The organism is Roseovarius nanhaiticus (genome assembly GCF_900156535.1).
In the GTDB taxonomy this organism is placed as follows: Bacteria; Pseudomonadota; Alphaproteobacteria; order Rhodobacterales; family Rhodobacteraceae; genus Roseovarius; species Roseovarius nanhaiticus.
In genome coordinates, this window is the sequence record NZ_FTNV01000003.1 from 243,502 (window position 1) to 259,654 (window position 16,153).

The following is a 16,153-nucleotide window of genomic DNA, read 5'->3' on the forward strand; positions in this document are numbered from 1 at the left end:
AGCCGCGTCCATGAAAACCCACGCACAGGCCGTCGTCATCGGCGGGGGCGTCATCGGATGCTCGATCCTCTATCACCTGACCAAGCTGGGCTGGACCGATACCGTGCTGCTCGAGCGGGACGAGCTGACCAGCGGATCGACGTGGCATGCCGCCGCTAACATCCACGGTCTGCACGACAGCGCCAATATCAGCCGCCTGCAGCATTACACCATGACGCTCTACAACCGGCTCGAAGCCGAGACGGGCCAGAGCTGCGGCGTGTTTCAGCCCGGCTCGCTCTATCTGGCCCAGACCGAGGCGCGAGAGCATCAGCTGCGCCTGCAGGCGGCCAAGGCCAAGCTATACGGCATGAATTTTTATGAAATTGACCGCGCCGAGGCCGAGCGCCTGCATCCGCTGGTCAATTTTGACGGCATCCGCTGCATCATGTGGGAGCCGGATGGCGGCAACGTGGACCCCTCGGGCGTGACGGCGGCCTATGCGTCGGGCGCGCGGGCGGCGGGGGCCGAAATCCACCGCTTCACCCCCGTGACGGCAACCGTGCAGCAGCCGGATGGCACCTGGATCGTCGAGACGCCGAAGGGCACTATTCAGACGCCATGGGTCATCAATGCCGCCGGGCTCTGGGGGCGCGAAGTGGCGGCGCTGGCCGGGATCACCCTGCCGCTGCAACCGACCGAGCACCAGTATTTCGTGACCGAGACGATTGCCCAGATCGCCGCGCTGGACCGCCGCCTGCCGTCGGTGGCCGACCGGGACGGCGAGTATTATCTGCGCCAGGAGGGCAAGGGCCTGTTGATCGGCGCTTACGAGAAGGACATGCGTTTCTGGGCCGAGGAGGGCACGCCGCTCGACTTCGCGCATGAACTTTTTGCCGATGATCTGGACCGGATCGAGGACAACATGATGCGCGCGATCGACCGCGTGCCCGCTGTGGGCGAGGCGGGGATCAAGCGGGTGATCAATGGCCCGATGATCTGGTCGCCCGATGCCAACGTGATCCTTGGACCTGTGCCGGAAAAGAAAGGTTATTTCTGCTGCAACGGGATCATTCCAGGCTTCAGTCAATCGGCAGGCATGGGCCTGATGGTGGCCGATTGGATCGTCGAAGGCGAGATGCGCTACGACATGTTCGCCTGGGACATGGCGCGCTTTGACGATTGGGCCGACAAGGCCTTTACCAAGGCCAAGGTGCGCGACCAATACGCCAACCGCTTTGCGATCCACTTTCCCTACGAGGAGCGCAGCGCGGGCCGGCCCTGCCGCGTGCGGCCCGCCTATGAGGTGCAAAAGGGCATGGGGGCCGTGATGGGCCTCAACTACGGCTGGGAGCATCCGCTGTGGTTCGCCGATACCCCTGATACAGAAGAGACCAAGGGTTTCACCCGTCAGAACTGGTGGGCGCCCGTCGGCGCCGAGTGCCGCATGCTGCGCGAACATGCGGGCATCATCGATATCTCGAATTTCGCCAAGTACCGCTGCGCGGGGCCGGGGACCGAGGATTGGCTGAACGCGGTTTTCGCCAACCGGATGCCAAAGGCGGTGGGCCGGTCCTGCCTGACGCCGCTCATATCCGTGCGGGGTGGGATCGCGGGTGATTTCACCGTGACCCGCACCGGGAACGATGAATTCTGGATCATCGGTTCGGGCATGGCTGAACGCTATCACAAACGCTTTTTCGATATGGTGCCTCTGCCCGAAGGCACGACATTCGAGAGCCGGACCGACGCGATGTGCGGGTTCAACGTCGCCGGTCCCAAATCGCGCGAGATGTTGCAGGGGCTGACGGATACCTCGCTGCAGACCGCCGATTTCCCCTTCATGCGCTCGCAATGGATCGAGCTGGGCGGCGTGCGCTGCCTTGCGCTGCGCGTCAGCTTTACCGGCGATCTGGGCTGGGAGCTTCACTGCGCCGAGGGCGATCAGGTGCAGCTCTATACCGCGCTGCTGGAAGCGGGCCGCAGCATCGGCGCCGGGCCCGTCGGCAGCCGCGCGTTGATGAGCCTTCGCATTGAAAAGGGTTATGGCAGCTGGGGGCGCGAATACAGCCCCGAGTATTGGCCGCAAGAGGTAGGGCTGGCAGGGCTTTGCAAGATGGACAAGGATTTCCTGCACAAGACTCCCGCCGCCGCGAACCTTGCAAAGGATGCGCGCGAGACGCTGGTACTGCTGCACATATCCGAAGAGGACACCGCCGCGTCGAACGCCGATGCCACGGGAGGCGAGCCGATCTTCAGGGAGGGCGTCGGCATCGGGCGCGTCACGTCGGGCAGCTACGGCTATTCGGTGGGGATGAGCCTTGCATTGGGTTACGTGAAAGGCGCGGCGTCCGGTGATACGGTCGAGGTCATGCTGCTGGGCCGCCCGCACCGTGCCGTGATCCTGCCCAAGCCGCCCTTTGACCCCGAAGGCGCGCGCCTGCGCGGCTGATCCGCCGCTTTTCCGCACTGACATGACATCGACGGGTTGCCATCACCGGCCGTCTGGCGCTACTCGTCGCGGCCAGCCAAGGGGGTGATGACGATGAACGACGAACAGGGCGACGCGCGCCATCTAGATACGCTGGACCGCGATCTGGCGCGATACTCGAACCTCGAGATCGCGACCAGCTATGTCTCTCGCCCCATGGTGGGCCCAGGCATCGCGTTGGTCTTTATTTTGATCGCTGGGATTACGGCGATGCTGTTCTTCGGTCAGACGAGCAATGCGGCGATCGTGGTCGTTGCCACCTGCCTCGGTGCCTATATGGCGCTGAATATCGGCGCCAATGATGTGGCCAACAACATGGGGCCGGCGGTGGGCGCCAATGCGCTGACCATGGGCGGCGCCATCGCCATTGCCATCGTCTTCGAAAGTGCGGGCGCGCTCCTGGCCGGGGGCGATGTGGTCTCGACCATCGCCAAGGGCATCATCGCGCCCGAAAGCATCGGCACCACGTCGATCTTCATCTGGGCCATGATGGCGGCGCTTTTGTCGGCGGCGCTTTGGGTCAACCTCGCCACATGGATCGGTGCGCCCGTATCGACCACGCATTCTGTCGTTGGTGGCGTCATGGGCGCGGGCATTGCGGCGGCTGGCTTTGCCGCCGTCAACTGGCCCACTATGGGCGCCATCGCCGCCAGCTGGGTAATTTCGCCCGTGATGGGTGGCGCCGTAGCCGCCGGATTTCTGTGGCTGATCAAGTCGCGCATTATCTACCGCGACGACAAGATCGCGGCGGCGCGTGTCTGGGTGCCCATCCTTGTCGGCATCATGGCCGGCGCCTTTGCGACCTACCTTGCCCTCAAGGGGCTGAAACAGGTCTTGGACGTGTCGCTGCCGCTGGCTTTGTTGATCGGGGCAAGCATCGGCGTGCCGATCTGGCTGATCATGATCCCGGTGACGCGGCGCCAGTCGCGCGGCCTCGAGAATCGCAACAAGTCGCTCAAGGTGCTATTCGGCATTCCTCTGGTGGCCTCGGCGGCTTTGCTCAGCTTTGCGCATGGTGCCAATGACGTGGCCAATGCGGTTGGTCCGCTGGCAGCCATCGTGCAGGCCTCGCAATCGGGCAGTTTCACCGATGCGGTCAGCCTGCCATTCTGGGTGATGGTGATTGGCGCCTTCGGCATTTCCTTTGGCCTCTTCCTCTTTGGCCCCAAGCTGATCCGCATGGTCGGCAGCCAGATCACCAAGCTGAACCCGATGCGCGCCTATTGCGTTGCGTTGTCGGCGGCAATCACGGTGATCGTGGCCAGCTGGCTGGGCCTGCCGGTCAGCTCGACCCATATCGCAGTGGGCGGCGTCTTTGGCGTCGGGTTCTTTCGCGAGTGGGACGCCGAGCGGCGGATGCGCCGCGCGCGGCTCGACATGCCCGAACGCGTCAGCTTCGGCCCGGAGGAGCGGCGCCGCCGCAAGCTGGTGCGACGCTCGCATTTCATGACGATCCTCGCGGCCTGGGTGATCACCGTGCCCGCAGCGGCGACCCTGTCGGGCTGCATTTTCTGGCTGATGAGTGCCGGGCTGGGCTAGTCAGGGGCCCGCGCCTCAGACCTTGCCGATCTTAAGCCGCGTGATGCGGTTGGCTTTGCGCGCCAGCACTTCAAAACGGAAGCCGTGGAAGTTGAACACCTGGTTCACCTTGGGGATCATCTGTGCTTCGTGGATGACGAGGCCCGCGATGGTGTTCGCAGCATCATCGGGCAGGGACCAGTCCGTGGCCCGGTTCAGATCGCGAATCGTCATTGCGCCATCGACCAGATACTGACCATCCTCGCCGCGCTTGATGGGGTGCTCGGCGTCAGCGTCGAACTCGTCCGTGATCTCGCCCACGATCTCTTCGAGGATGTCTTCGAGCGTGATCAAGCCCTGCAGCGAGCCGTATTCGTCGACCACCAGCGCGAAATGCGTGCGCATGCGCAGGAACTGGCGCATCTGATCATCGAGCGTCGTGGTTTCGGGCACGAAATAGGGCTTCATCGCGACTGAGGTGATGTCGAAAGCGCGCCACGCATCGGGGCCACCACCCTCGCCAAGCGCCAGCTTATGCATCGCACGCAGCAGGTCCTTGGCATGCACGATGCCGATGATGTTGTCGGGATCGCCGCTATAGACGGGCAGGCGGGTATGGGGCGATTTCAGGCATTGATCCAGGATCGCGGTCGGCTCGAGCCCCGCGTCGATCATCTCGATCTGGCTGCGGTGGCGCATGATCTCCTCGACCGCCCGCTCGCCCAGATCGAGCGCGCCCAGGATGCGGTCGCGGTCTTCCTTCTCGACCACGCCCTCGGAATGGCCCAGATAAAGCGCGCCGGCGATTTCTTCGCGCACGGCCAGGATCTGACCGTCAGGATCGGTCTTTACCCCGATGGCGCGCAGGATCAGCCGCACAAGGGCGCGCACGGCCGAAACGATGGGTGAGAACAGCCGGATGACGATGGTGATCGCGGGCGCGACGCGGCTGGCCGCGACCTCGGCGTTGGTGATGGCGTAGGTCTTGGGCAGCACCTCGGCAAAGATCAGAACCAGCAGGGTCATCATCAAGGTCGCCAATGCCACGCCCGACTCTCCGAAGAGGCGCGTAAAAAGCGCGGTGGCCAGTGATGTGGCCAGAATATTGACCAGGTTGTTCCCCAAAAGGACACTGCCGATCAGCCGCTCGTTATCCTCTGTGATGACCAGCGCGCGCTCGGCCCCCTTGTCGCCCTTGTCGGCGCGGGCGCGCAATTTGCCGCGCGAGGCGGCGGTGAGGGCGGTCTCGCTGCCCGAGAACATGCCGGACAGGACCAGCAATGCCAGGATCGCCGCCGAGGTGATCCAGAAGGCGGCGTCTAAAGTCATGTTGGCCTGATCCATTGGTAATTGCGTTCCCTTTTGCCACATGGGTTATGGGGTGCGTGGCGCCTGTCTTCAAGACATCATGGCGCAAGCCGGGCCGATCGCGCTGCGACAGATCTGCATTCGAGCGGCAAGCGGGCGCCTGCGACAGCTACCGCGTTTGGCAGAACCGCGCCGAGCGGTGCGGTGCGGCTATGCGGCAAGGCAACGCATGCGCTAAGGTTCCGTCAGGTTTGAGGCCAAAACGCAGGCGCACCATGATTTCCCTCACGTTTTCAGGCAATTTCACCGATACCCGCCGCGCCGTCTTTGCCCGTGCGGCAGCGCGTTGGGATGCGGTCATCGAGACCGGCTTTGCGCCGATCACGTTCGAGGGCGGCACCCTGACGGGCGTTCGCATCGACGCTGCGATCACCGATATCGACGGCCCCCAAGGCGTGCTGGGGCAGGCCGGGCCGACGATCCTGCGTCCCGAATCAGAACTGCCGTTGCTGGGCGTGATGGAATTCGACCGCGCCGATGTGCTGGCGCTGGAGGAAGCGGGCAGTTTCGAGGATGTAATCCTGCACGAGATGGCGCATGTGCTGGGCTTTGGCACGCTTTGGGCGCGCAAGGGGCTGATTGCGGGCGCAGGCAGCGTCGATCCGCGCTTTACCGGGCCCGCCGCCGCGGGCGAATTCGCGCGGCTCGATCCCGCGGGCGGACAGGGCGTGCCGCTGGCAAATACCGGCGGGGTCGGCACCCGCGAGGGCCATTGGCGCGAGCTGGTCTTCGGTGACGAGCTCCTGACCGGCTTCCTCTCGGGCAGCGATCGCCCGCTCAGTGCGATGTCGATCGCCTCATTTGCCGATCTGGGATACGAGGTCGATCTCGGACGCGCCGATCCTTACGCGTTGCCGAATTTCCGCGAACTGGCGCTCAAGGGCGTGACCGAGGCGGTTCGCCGCTGCGATCTGTGCCGGATGGGGCGCACCGAGCCAGTGGTTTTGCGGTAGCGGGCCACCTCTACTTGTCGGACTTACCTTGCGCCGCGTCCGAGAGCGGATGATGGTCGTGCACAAGTGCCTGCAAGCGCGCATCCAGCACATGGGTGTAGATCTCGGTCGTCGCGACATCCGCGTGGCCCAAGAGCGCCTGTATCGCCATCAAATCGGCCCCGTTTGCCAGCAGATGGGTCGCAAAGGCATGGCGCAGCGTGTGGGGCGTGACCTTGGCAGGGCTTATACCGGCGGCAACGGCCAATTCCTTGATCAGCGCATAAAAGCGATGGCGCGTCAGGTGTCCCGATGCACCTGACGAGGCAAAGAGATAGGGCGAAGGCGCTTGGCCTTTGGCCCGGTCGAGCTCGGCCTGCGCGTCCAGCATCGCCAGCCACGCCTCCAGCGCCGTGCGGGCGGGGGGCGATAGCGGCACCATCCGTTCCTTGCCGCCCTTGCCGCGGATCATCAGCATCTGGGGATTGCCCCGCGCCGCCGCGACGGGCAGCGAGACCACCTCGCTCACCCGCATGCCGGTGGCATAAAGCAACTCCATCAGGCAGGTGTTGCGGCAGCGGTCGCGTGCGCTGCGCCCGGTGCTGCGTGCCGCCTCCAAGAGGCGGTCCACCTCTTCCTCGCTCAACGTCTTGGGCAGGCGCGCGCCCCGGCCCGGCCCCTTGATGCGCATTGCGGGATTATCGGCGCGCAGCCGGTCCTCAAAGGCGAAACGGTAGAGCTGCTTGATCGCCGACAGGCGCCGCGCACGGGTGGATTTGGCCAGACCCTGCGCCTCGAGGCCGACCAGATAGCGTTCGATGTCCGCCTGCTGCGCGGTATCGGCGCCCAGTCCGGCATGGGTCAGCCAAGCCGAAAAATCCTCCAGATCGCGCGCGTAGGCGTCGATCGTGTTGCGCGCGGCGCCCTGTTCGGCGGCCTGTGCCTCCAGAAAGGCGGCGCACCACCCTGCCGCACCGCTCACGAGGTCTGGCCGAGGATCAGCGCCTGCAGCGCAGCGCGGCGTGCCGTATCCTCAAGGCCGACGGCCCGCAGCGTGCCAAGCGCGCTGGCCATCTCGCCCGGATCGCCGTCGGCGCGGTCAAACTGCAGTGCGGCGGAGAGGATCGCCTCGCCGAGGCGGCCGGCATCGATCAGCGCGGCATGGTCCGGCGCCCGGCTGGGCGCAGCGGCGAAGGCTTCGGCGATCATTGTTTCAGTGGGGCTGTCGGCAAGCGCGGGATCGGGCCGCCCCTTGGCGAGCCCGGCCAGCAGCCGGGCGGCGCGCGTGTCCGGCGCGCGGGCCGCCGCCGCCTCGTAATCGGGCGTCTGAAGCGCCAGACGAAACGTCAAATCGTTCAGGGCCTCTGGCAGTGCGCTGGTGTCCAGCCGACCGGCGAAAAGCTGGGCAAAGACCATCTCCAGCCCCCCGTCCTGCATCAGACGCCACGCGGTGCGCAGGGCCTTGCCCGCGGCATCGCTATCTCTGCGCGTCAGCGCGGCGTCCAGATCCTGAATCGCGCGCGCCCGGTCCCAGACCCCGCCCGAAGCCGACGGCTTTTGCCGCGTGTAGAGTCCAAGAAGCCGCCCCGGAGCGAGCGCGCCTGCGCGGGTCAGGCGCTCGGCTGCCTCGATCTCGGCCTTCCAGCCAACCGTGCCGCGCAGATCCGCCATGGCAAAAGCGAGCGGCAGGCTGCGCGTCGGCAGCGCGGCGCCGATCGCTTCGAAGAGGCGGAATTCCAACGGCGAGGGGCTGGCGCTCGGGATGGGCGGCTCTGACTCTTCGGCCAGTTCGGGGTCGAGGAAATACTCCAACAGGCGCGCTTCGGTCCCGCGCAGCGTGCCAAGGGCCGCGCCCGTATCATAAAGCAGCGCAGCCGTTGGCCAATCGCCGGTCAGCGCCGCGCAATAGATGCGGGCCGCATCATCGTTTAGAAGGCCGGGCGCGCTTTGCAGCGCGGTGCAGGCCTCGGTCTCGGCGCCTGACAATAGCGCCAGATCGAACCAGGCGGAGAAGAGGCCAGGCGCCTCGGGGCCGGCGCGGGCCAGCAATTCGCGCGCCGGCTCGACCGCGCCGAACTGGCGCAGCATCTGAACCCGCGTGCGCAAGTAAGCCCCCTCGGCGCCATGGGGCGGCTCGGCCTCGGCCAGCAAAAGCGTGTGATAAAGCGCGGCGATGGCGGGCGGCGGCTCGGCGCCCGCACGGCGCCAGAGAGCGGCCAGATCCGCCGCATCGCTCTGCGCCCAAAGACTGGCCGGAAGGCCGGTCACGGAGGTTGGCAGCAACCCCACCGCGCCGCTGGTGGCCGCGGCGAGGGCGGTGGTCTCGATATCCGGAATACTGACGGCACCGGCGACCGGCGGCTCGCTGATGGCCGCGCGCGCACCGAGCCCCGGCAGCGCGCTCAATGGACCGTCCGCCCGGTCGAGCCATTCGATAGCGGAAAGGGGTCGCTGCGTTTCTTGCGCGGTCAAGGCGCCGGGCATCAGCGCCAGCGTGATTGCGGCCGCGCATCCGGCTCTACTGCGCATCCAGCTCTATATCCTGGCGAATCTCATTGGCGGCAGGCGTGAAATCGGCGCCGAAAAACGGACCGATATAGGCATAGCCCACCAAGGCAATGAAGCCGATAATGGCAAGGTAAAACAACCACTTGATAAGTCTGAACACGATATGCCTGCCTGCGGTGCGATCCGTTTTGACCAACTTATAACTGGCCTTTGCCCCAAGATCACGTCATTCAATGCCCGATTGCAACCGATGGGCGGGGGAGTGCCGACAGTGGCAGGCAAGACGCCGGCAGAGTTGAAGCGGACGGTCGTGCTGGTCGGCATGATGGGCGCCGGCAAGACCGCCGTGGGCAAGGCGTTGGCGGCGCGGCTGGGCGTGCCCTTTCGGGACTCGGACGCCGAGATCGAGGCCGCCGCCGCGATGACCATCGCCGAGATTTTCGAGCGGGACGGCGAGGCGTTCTTTCGCGCCCGCGAGACCGAGGTCATCCGCCGCCTCATCTCCGGCCCGCCCTGCATACTCAGCACCGGTGGCGGCGCTTTCCTACAGGCGCAAAACCGCGAGATGATTTCGGCCAAGGGCGTTTCGGTCTGGCTGAACGCCGATCTCGCGCTGCTCTGGAGCCGGGTCAAAAACAAGGACACGCGCCCATTGCTGCGCACACCCGATCCCTACGCCACGCTGCAAGAGATCTACGCCGCCCGCACACCGATATATGCGCGAGCCGATATCGAGGTGGCGTCGCAGCCGGGCTACACCATCGAAACGATGACCAGTCGCGTGATCGACGCGCTGGCCGGCCGCCCCGGAATCCTGGAGACCCCATGAGCAATAAAATCCACGTCCCTCTCGGCGCGCGCGCCTATGACGTCCATGTCGGACCGGGCCTCGTGGCCCGCTCGGGCGCGCTCATCGCGCCCATGCTCAAGCGTCCGCGCGTCGCGGTGGTGACGGACGAGGCGGTGGGCGCGCTTCATCTGGAGGCGCTGCGCGCCGGGCTGGCCGAGGCGGGCATCGAGATGACCTCGCTGGCGCTGCCGCCGGGCGAGGGCACCAAATGCTGGGCCGAGCTGCAGCATGTCACCGAATGGCTGCTGGAGGCGCAGGTCGAGCGTGGCGACGTGGTCATCGCCCTCGGCGGCGGCGTCATCGGCGATCTGGTGGGTTTCGCGGCGGCAATCCTGAGGCGCGGCGTGCGTTTCGTGCAGATCCCGACCAGCCTTCTGGCGCAGGTCGACAGCTCGGTCGGGGGCAAGACGGGCATCAATTCGGCCAAGGGCAAGAACCTCGTCGGCGCCTTTCATCAGCCCAGCCTCGTTCTGGCTGATACTGAATTGCTGGCAACGCTGAATTCGCGCGACTTTCTGGCAGGTTACGGGGAGGTCGTAAAGTACGGTCTGCTCGGTGACGCGGCCTTTTTCGACTGGCTCGAGCAACACGCCCCCGCCATGGCCGCGGGCGACATGGAGGCGCGCATCCACGCCGTTGCACGCTCGGTCCAGATGAAGGCCGATATCGTCGTGCGTGATGAGACCGAGCAGGGCGACCGCGCGCTTTTGAACCTCGGTCACACCTTCTGTCACGCGCTCGAGGCGGCCACGGGCTATTCCAGCCGGCTTCTGCATGGCGAAGGTGTTGCCATCGGCTGCGCTCTGGCGTTCGAGCTGTCGGCCCGCCTCGGCCTTTGCGCGCAAGAGACGCCCAGCCGCGTGCGTGCGCATCTCAACGGCATGAAGATGAAGGCCGATCTATCTGATATCGAAGGAAAAATGCCGGACGCGCAAGCGCTCCTTAGCCTGATGGCGCAGGACAAGAAGGTGCAGGCAGGCCGCCTGCATTTCGTTCTCGCGCGCGGCATCGGCGAAGCTTTTGTCACTTCCGACGTGCCGACTGACGCCGTGCTTTCGGTACTTGAGGACGCGCTCGCTGCTCGCTGACCGCTCCAAGTTTCATCTTGGCAAAAATACTCAAATCCCGGCGCCCCAATCAGGCGCCGGGCCCGGGGATCATCAGCCCAGTTTCACCAGCGCATGGCGTTTCTTGCCCGCGCTCAGCTTGATCGGCTGGGCGAGATCCGCCGCGCCGATCATCAGTCCTGCATCCTCCAAAGGCGCGTCGTTCATGCGCGCGCCGCTCTCGGCGATCAGGCGTTTGGCGTCCTTGCCGGATTTGGCCAGCCCCGCGCGCACGATGAGCTGCACGATCGACACGCCCTCCGCTGCCTCACCGGGTTCCAGAACCAGCGTCGGCAGATCGTCCCCGACGCCGCCCTTCTCAAAGACCTCGCGCGCTGTCGCCTCGGCGGTCTTCGCGGCTTCAACTCCGTGCAGTAGGCCTGTGACTTCATTTGCCAAAATCACTTTGGCTTCGTTGATCTCTGACCCGCCGAGTGCACCCAAACGCTCGCATTCGTCCAGCGGCAGCTCGGTATATAGCTTGAGGAAGCGCCCGGTATCGGCGTCGGTCGTGTTGCGCCAGAATTGCCAGAACGTGTAGGGGCTGCACATCTCGCCATTCAGCCAGACGGCGCCGCCCTCGGATTTGCCCATCTTCTTGCCGTCCGACGTGGTCAGAAGCGGCGAGGTCAGGCCGAAAACATGCCCCTCGATCACGCGGCGTGTCAGGTCGATCCCGTTGACGATATTGCCCCACTGGTCCGAGCCGCCCATTTGCAACGCGCAGCCGTAACGGCGGTTCAGTTCAAGGAAATCATAGGCTTGCAGGATCATGTAGTTGAATTCGAGAAAGCTCAGCGATTGCTCGCGGTCGAGCCGCGACTTGACGCTCTCGAATGACAGCATGCGGTTGACCGAGAAATGCCGCCCGATATCGCGCAGGAATTCGAGGTAGTTGAGGCCATCGAGCCATTCGGCATTGTTGACCATGATCGCGTCGGTCTTGCCCTCGCCATAGCTGAGGTATTGCGCGAACACCTGCTGCATGCCGCTGATGTTCTCGTCGATCACCTCATTCGTCAGCAGGGGCCGCTCGTCCGCGCGGAAGCTGGGATCGCCCACCTTGGTCGTGCCGCCGCCCATCAGGGTGATCGGCTGGTGCCCGCATTTCTGCAGCCAGCGCAGCATCATGATGTTCAGCAGGTGCCCGACATGCAGCGATTTTGCGGTCGCGTCATAGCCGATATAGCAGGGGGTAACGCCGGCCATCAACCGCTCGTCCAGACCTTGCATGTCCGTGCAATCGGCCAGATAGCCGCGCGAGACCATCACGTTCAGGAATTCGGATTTCGGATGGTAGGTCATGGCGCTTGTCCCGGATTGCTTTGCGCGGCATGTATAGGTGCGCATCGGGCAAAGGAAAAGACCATGTTGAAGGCCGAAAGGATGTGGGCGCTGGGTGCCATGTCGGGCACCTCTCTGGACGGCGTCGATGCCGCGCTTGTCGAGACCGATGGCGAGTCGATTTTTGGCTTCGGGGATAGCCGTTATCGCGCTTACACCAAGGATGAGCAGGCCGTGCTGAGCGCCGCACTGGGCCGATGGCCCGGCGACGATCTGGGTTCGGCCGAGGCTGTGGTGCTGCAGGCGCATATCGAGGCGCTCAGCGGCATGAGCGCCGCCCTTGTTGGCTTTCACGGCCAGACGCTGGCACATGATCCGGGCGGGCGCGGCACGCATCAACTGGGCGATGGGGCGGCGCTGGCGGATGCGCTGGGCCTGCCGGTCGTCTGGGATTTTCGCAGCGCCGACGTGCGACTTGGCGGGCAGGGCGCGCCGCTCGCGCCCTTCTTTCACCATGCCTGCGCGCGCTACATCGGCGCGGACGCGCCCGTCGCCTTTCTCAACCTCGGCGGTGTGGGCAATCTGACATGGACCGATCCCAAGGTGCGCCGCCCCGAGGATGCGGGCGCGCTGATCGCTTTCGATACCGGCCCGGCCAATGCGCCGATCAATGATTTCATGATGGCCCGCCGCAATTTGCCCTATGACGAAGGCGGCAGGCTGGCGCGTAGCGGCACCGTGGCCGAAGGCGCGCTCGAGCTTTTCTTGGATGAGGCATATTTTCTCAAGATGCCGCCAAAATCGCTGGACCGCGATGCCTTTGCCGACATGATCGACCTTGTGGGCGAGCTGTCGGACGCCGACGCCGCCGCAACGCTGACGGCGATGTCCGCCGCTGCTGTCCTGCGCGGGATGGAGCATTGCCCCACACCGCCAGCGCGCCTGCTGGTTTGTGGTGGCGGGCGTCACAATCCGGTGATGATGGACATGCTGCGCGCCGCGCTCGATTGCGAGGTGGCGCCAGTCGAAAATGTGGGCCTTGATGGCGATATGCTGGAGGCGCAAGCCTTTGGCTATCTGGCCGTACGAGTGGCGCGCGGGCTGCCAACCTCTTGCGCCGCGACCACGGGCGTGCGCGCGAACGTCTCGGGCGGCACGCTCAGCCAGCCGACGGAGGCAGGATGAAATATGTTCTGAACAACGGCGCCGGTGGCGGCGGTGCGCGGCTGGGTCTGATCGTGCTGGCCACGGATGAGACGCTGGAATTCGAGGCGCGTCAGCTGCTGGCGGGCCGCGAGATCCAGCTCTTGCATGCGCGCATCCCCGTGGCGCGCGACATCACGCCCGCCAGTCTAGGCGCCATGGACGCCGCGATGCCTGTTGCCGCCGCGCTCTTGCCTGAGGGGCTGGATGTGATCGGGTATGCCTGCACTTCGGGCGCCACCGTTATCGGGCAGGCGCGCGTCGCGGCGCAGGTGCAGTCGGTGCATCCCCAAACACGGGTCACCGACCCGATCAGCGCTGTGATCGCGGCCCTGGGTCATGTCGGCGCGGCCCGGATCGCTATGCTAACGCCCTATGTGCCTTCGGTCACGGCGCCGATGCGCGCGCTTCTTGCGGCGAACGGGATCGAGACAATGCATGAGGCCAGTTTTGCCGAAGGGGATGATCGCAAAGTGGCCCGCATTGATCCTGCCTCGACCCGCGCGGCCCTGCTGGAGGCGGCCAAGACACCGGGTGTCGAGGCGCTTTTTGCCAGTTGCACGAATTTGCAGACCTTCTCCATCATCGATGACGTCGAGGCTGAGACGGGCCTGCCGGTCATCACATCCAATCAGGCGCTGCTATGGCATATGCAGGTGCTGGCCGCTGACGGCGCAAGTGCCGAAATCGCCGCCGCGGGGCCGGGCCGGCTTTTCACGGTCTAGTCAGCGCATTTTGCCAATCCTGCAGGCGGCCCCATATTGGCATGGCACCAACAAGGAGAGCTCCGCATGAGCGACAAGGCATCGCAACCTGGCATTAGCCGCGCCGAGGCGCAAGGCGTGCGTTATGCCGCCGAACTGGAGGGCCACGTCAAATGGCTGGACTCCATCACTGGCGCGGCCTTGGGCGTTCTGGCCACGGCCTCAGGGATCTACACGTATCTTGGCGTCTCGTCGCTGCTGGACGATAACGGCGCGCTCAGCTTTTTCGCGGCCGCGTCCTATTCCATCGCCGTGTCGGTCGGCATCTTCGTCTTCTGGTCCTATCTCATGCGGCTTTTGCCTTCTGTGCGCAGCATGGCGTCGCGTATTGGTCTCCTGGTGTCGATGGGCATCGGCTCGCTGGCCATCATTGCCATGTCGTCGTGGCTGAACGCCGCGGCGTTGGCAGGATCGGCGGCGGTCGAGCAGCATCTGGCCAAGACGGTGCAGGACTATCAGGCGTCATTGGAGCAGGCGAACAGCATTGCCGTCTCGGCGCAGGGCCTTGAGCGGGACGTGGCCCGCGTGCGCCAATCCTTTGAGGATCTTAGCGCGCAGGAGGCGAGCGGGGATCTGTCGGGTCTTGCCGGGCGCGGCGCCGTGTTTCGCGTGCTCAGCCAGAAGGCGGACGAATTGCGCGGCCTCGAGGCGCAGATCGCCAGCCAGCAGCCGCTGGTCGAGGCGGCCTTTGCCGAGGGCAACGCGACGCTCAGCCGCATGCGCGCGCTGACTGTCGAGCCGGGCCCGGTCGAGCCGCGCTCGGTGCATTTTTCGGAAGAGGCAGTGCGTCTTGCAGGCCTGATCACCCAGCTGCGCCAGCTGTCGGTTGCGCCCTTGGTGTCACGCGCGGCACAGGATCTGGCGGCCTCCGTGGTCCTGCCCGAGCTGGACGGGCGCACCGGCGCCGCGCGCGAGGGGCAGCAAAGCACGATCGCTTCGGTGCTGGAGGTGCTGGGTCAGCGCGCCGCCACGCTGCGCAGTGCGGCGGATGCGGTGATCGCCATGCCAGCCCCCGCCGACACCACCTATACGCCGATTTCCACGGCCGATGCGGTGATACGTTATGCGGGCAATTTCGCCCCCTCCTGGGCTGGCGCGATCGCGATTGACCTGCTGCCCGCCGTGCTCGTCTTTATCCTGATGGTGACCCAAGCGGCCATCCGGTCAGGGCGCGAGGGTGTCGGGATCGAGCAGACGCTGACCCTGTCCGAACTGCGCGCCGCGATGATGGTGCTGCACGAGATGGATGAGGTCCGCCGCCCTGTGCCGCCCGTCCCAAGGCCGACACCGGCGGATGCGCCCGCCAAGGGCAACGGCGCCAGTCCGACATGAGTGCGCGCGCCAAAAGCGGCTGGGACGTGCGGCGCGTGCTTTTCGCTGTGCTGGGCCTGCAACTGGGCATGGCAGCGCTGCTGGCCGGATCGGACGTGCTGGGTGCGCTGCCGCAGCTGTTGCGGCCCTCCAGCGCGCCCGGTTTTGACAGCCCCGTCGCGCCCGGCGATCAGACGCGCCGCTATGCGCCGCGCGACACGCCCCTGCCGGAGCGTGCCCCCGGCGCGCCCGAGCGGCCCTATCGCAACACCGGCGACATGCCCTCGCGCCTGGAGTTCGTGCGCGAGGGCGCCGCGCTGCGCCTCACCGGCACCATCGCGCCCGGCGATGACGCGCGTCTGGCCGAGCGGCTGGAGACCGAGGTGGGGCTGGAGCGTGTGGTTCTGAGCAGCCCCGGCGGATCGGTGCGCGACGCGCTGGAAATCGGGCGCGCCATTCGCGCGGCAGAGCTGGCGACCGAGGTGGAGGCGGATGACGTCTGCTTTTCGGCCTGCCCCTATGTGCTGGCCGCGGGCGTCACGCGCAGCGCCGGGGAAGGCGCGCAAGTGGGCGTGCACCAGCATTACTTTGGCAAGAATACCGTTTTGCCCGCCTTCCTCGCGGTCGAGGATATCCAGCGCGGGCAGGGCGACGTGATGGAGTATCTGGACGGTATGGGCGTCGACATCCGGCTCATGCGACCCGCGCTCGCCACTGGGCCGGATGATATCTACGTCCTTCTGCCCGAGGAATTGCGCGACTATCGTCTTGTGACGGGCGGCGCCGAGGACTAGCGCGGCGCCGATTTCACATCCTGCCCTTGACCTTCCAGCCAGTGG

14 protein-coding genes are annotated in these 16,153 nt (G+C 65.7%); 9 read left to right on the plus strand and 5 right to left on the minus strand.

Annotated features, from left to right (window positions below):
- Positions 1 to 10 precede the first annotated feature (10 nt).
- Both BW975_RS14315 and BW975_RS14320 read left to right on the plus strand, forming a co-directional pair.
- Positions 11 to 2,431 (plus strand): GcvT family protein, encoded by a 2,421-nt coding sequence (locus tag BW975_RS14315; RefSeq protein ID WP_076535003.1) that lies wholly within the window; start codon positions 11 to 13, stop codon positions 2,429 to 2,431.
- Positions 2,432 to 2,518: 87 nt separating this feature from the next.
- Positions 2,519 to 4,009 carry an inorganic phosphate transporter gene (locus BW975_RS14320; protein ID WP_076535004.1) on the plus strand — a complete coding sequence of 497 codons (1,491 nt, stop codon included), beginning with the start codon at positions 2,519 to 2,521 and terminating at the stop codon, positions 4,007 to 4,009.
- Positions 4,010 to 4,024: 15 nt separating this feature from the next.
- Here the strand turns inward: BW975_RS14320 and BW975_RS14325 are convergent, their stop codons facing one another.
- Complete coding sequence (locus BW975_RS14325) at positions 4,025 to 5,332, minus strand: HlyC/CorC family transporter (protein WP_076535005.1); 1,308 nt, start codon at positions 5,330 to 5,332, stop codon at positions 4,025 to 4,027.
- 239 nt (positions 5,333 to 5,571) lie between these two features.
- Between BW975_RS14325 and BW975_RS14330 the strand changes: the two genes are divergently transcribed.
- Positions 5,572 to 6,309: a leishmanolysin-related zinc metalloendopeptidase gene (locus tag BW975_RS14330; protein ID WP_076535006.1), complete on the plus strand. Its 738-nt coding sequence runs from the start codon at positions 5,572 to 5,574 to the stop codon at positions 6,307 to 6,309.
- A gap of 10 nt (positions 6,310 to 6,319) precedes the next feature.
- On the opposite strand, the gene BW975_RS14335 is transcribed toward BW975_RS14330, so the two are convergent.
- Genes BW975_RS14335 through BW975_RS18110 form a run of 3 tightly spaced genes read right to left on the minus strand, consistent with a single transcriptional unit; the run spans position 6,320 to position 8,956 of the window.
- A complete protein-coding gene (locus BW975_RS14335) occupies positions 6,320 to 7,270 on the minus strand; it encodes a tyrosine recombinase (protein ID WP_076535007.1) in 951 nt (316 codons plus the stop codon).
- A complete protein-coding gene (locus tag BW975_RS14340; protein ID WP_076535008.1) occupies positions 7,267 to 8,817 on the minus strand; it encodes a hypothetical protein in 1,551 nt (516 codons plus the stop codon). The genes BW975_RS14335 and BW975_RS14340 overlap by 4 nt, the downstream gene beginning before the upstream one ends.
- On the minus strand, positions 8,807 to 8,956 hold the full coding sequence (locus BW975_RS18110; RefSeq protein WP_170846589.1) for a hypothetical protein: 150 nt from the start codon (positions 8,954 to 8,956) through the stop codon (positions 8,807 to 8,809). The genes BW975_RS14340 and BW975_RS18110 overlap by 11 nt, the downstream gene beginning before the upstream one ends.
- Positions 8,957 to 9,046: 90 nt before the next feature.
- Here BW975_RS18110 and BW975_RS14350 point away from each other — a divergent pair, with 90 nt between their 5' ends.
- Positions 9,047 to 9,625: a shikimate kinase gene (locus BW975_RS14350; RefSeq protein WP_076535010.1), complete on the plus strand. Its 579-nt coding sequence runs from the start codon at positions 9,047 to 9,049 to the stop codon at positions 9,623 to 9,625.
- Complete coding sequence (aroB, locus tag BW975_RS14355) at positions 9,622 to 10,734, plus strand: 3-dehydroquinate synthase (protein WP_076535011.1); 1,113 nt, start codon at positions 9,622 to 9,624, stop codon at positions 10,732 to 10,734. Before BW975_RS14350 ends, aroB begins: the two co-directional genes overlap by 4 nt.
- Positions 10,735 to 10,806: 72 nt before the next feature.
- Here aroB and tyrS read toward each other — a convergent pair whose 3' ends face one another.
- Positions 10,807 to 12,057, minus strand: coding sequence for a tyrosine--tRNA ligase (gene tyrS / locus BW975_RS14360; RefSeq protein ID WP_076535012.1), 1,251 nt, complete (start codon positions 12,055 to 12,057; stop codon positions 10,807 to 10,809).
- Positions 12,058 to 12,120: 63 nt separating this feature from the next.
- Here tyrS and BW975_RS14365 point away from each other — a divergent pair, with 63 nt between their 5' ends.
- The 4 genes from BW975_RS14365 (at position 12,121) to BW975_RS14380 (ending at position 16,108) form a co-directional block, all read left to right on the plus strand.
- Positions 12,121 to 13,221 carry an anhydro-N-acetylmuramic acid kinase gene (locus tag BW975_RS14365; protein ID WP_076535013.1) on the plus strand — a complete coding sequence of 367 codons (1,101 nt, stop codon included), beginning with the start codon at positions 12,121 to 12,123 and terminating at the stop codon, positions 13,219 to 13,221.
- Positions 13,218 to 13,964 carry a maleate cis-trans isomerase family protein gene (locus BW975_RS14370; RefSeq protein ID WP_076535014.1) on the plus strand — a complete coding sequence of 249 codons (747 nt, stop codon included), beginning with the start codon at positions 13,218 to 13,220 and terminating at the stop codon, positions 13,962 to 13,964. Before BW975_RS14365 ends, BW975_RS14370 begins: the two co-directional genes overlap by 4 nt.
- Positions 13,965 to 14,030: 66 nt before the next feature.
- Positions 14,031 to 15,335: a hypothetical protein gene (locus BW975_RS14375; RefSeq protein WP_076535015.1), complete on the plus strand. Its 1,305-nt coding sequence runs from the start codon at positions 14,031 to 14,033 to the stop codon at positions 15,333 to 15,335.
- On the plus strand, positions 15,332 to 16,108 hold the full coding sequence (locus BW975_RS14380) for a COG3904 family protein (RefSeq protein WP_076535016.1): 777 nt from the start codon (positions 15,332 to 15,334) through the stop codon (positions 16,106 to 16,108). The genes BW975_RS14375 and BW975_RS14380 overlap by 4 nt, the downstream gene beginning before the upstream one ends.
- Positions 16,109 to 16,153 lie beyond the last annotated feature (45 nt).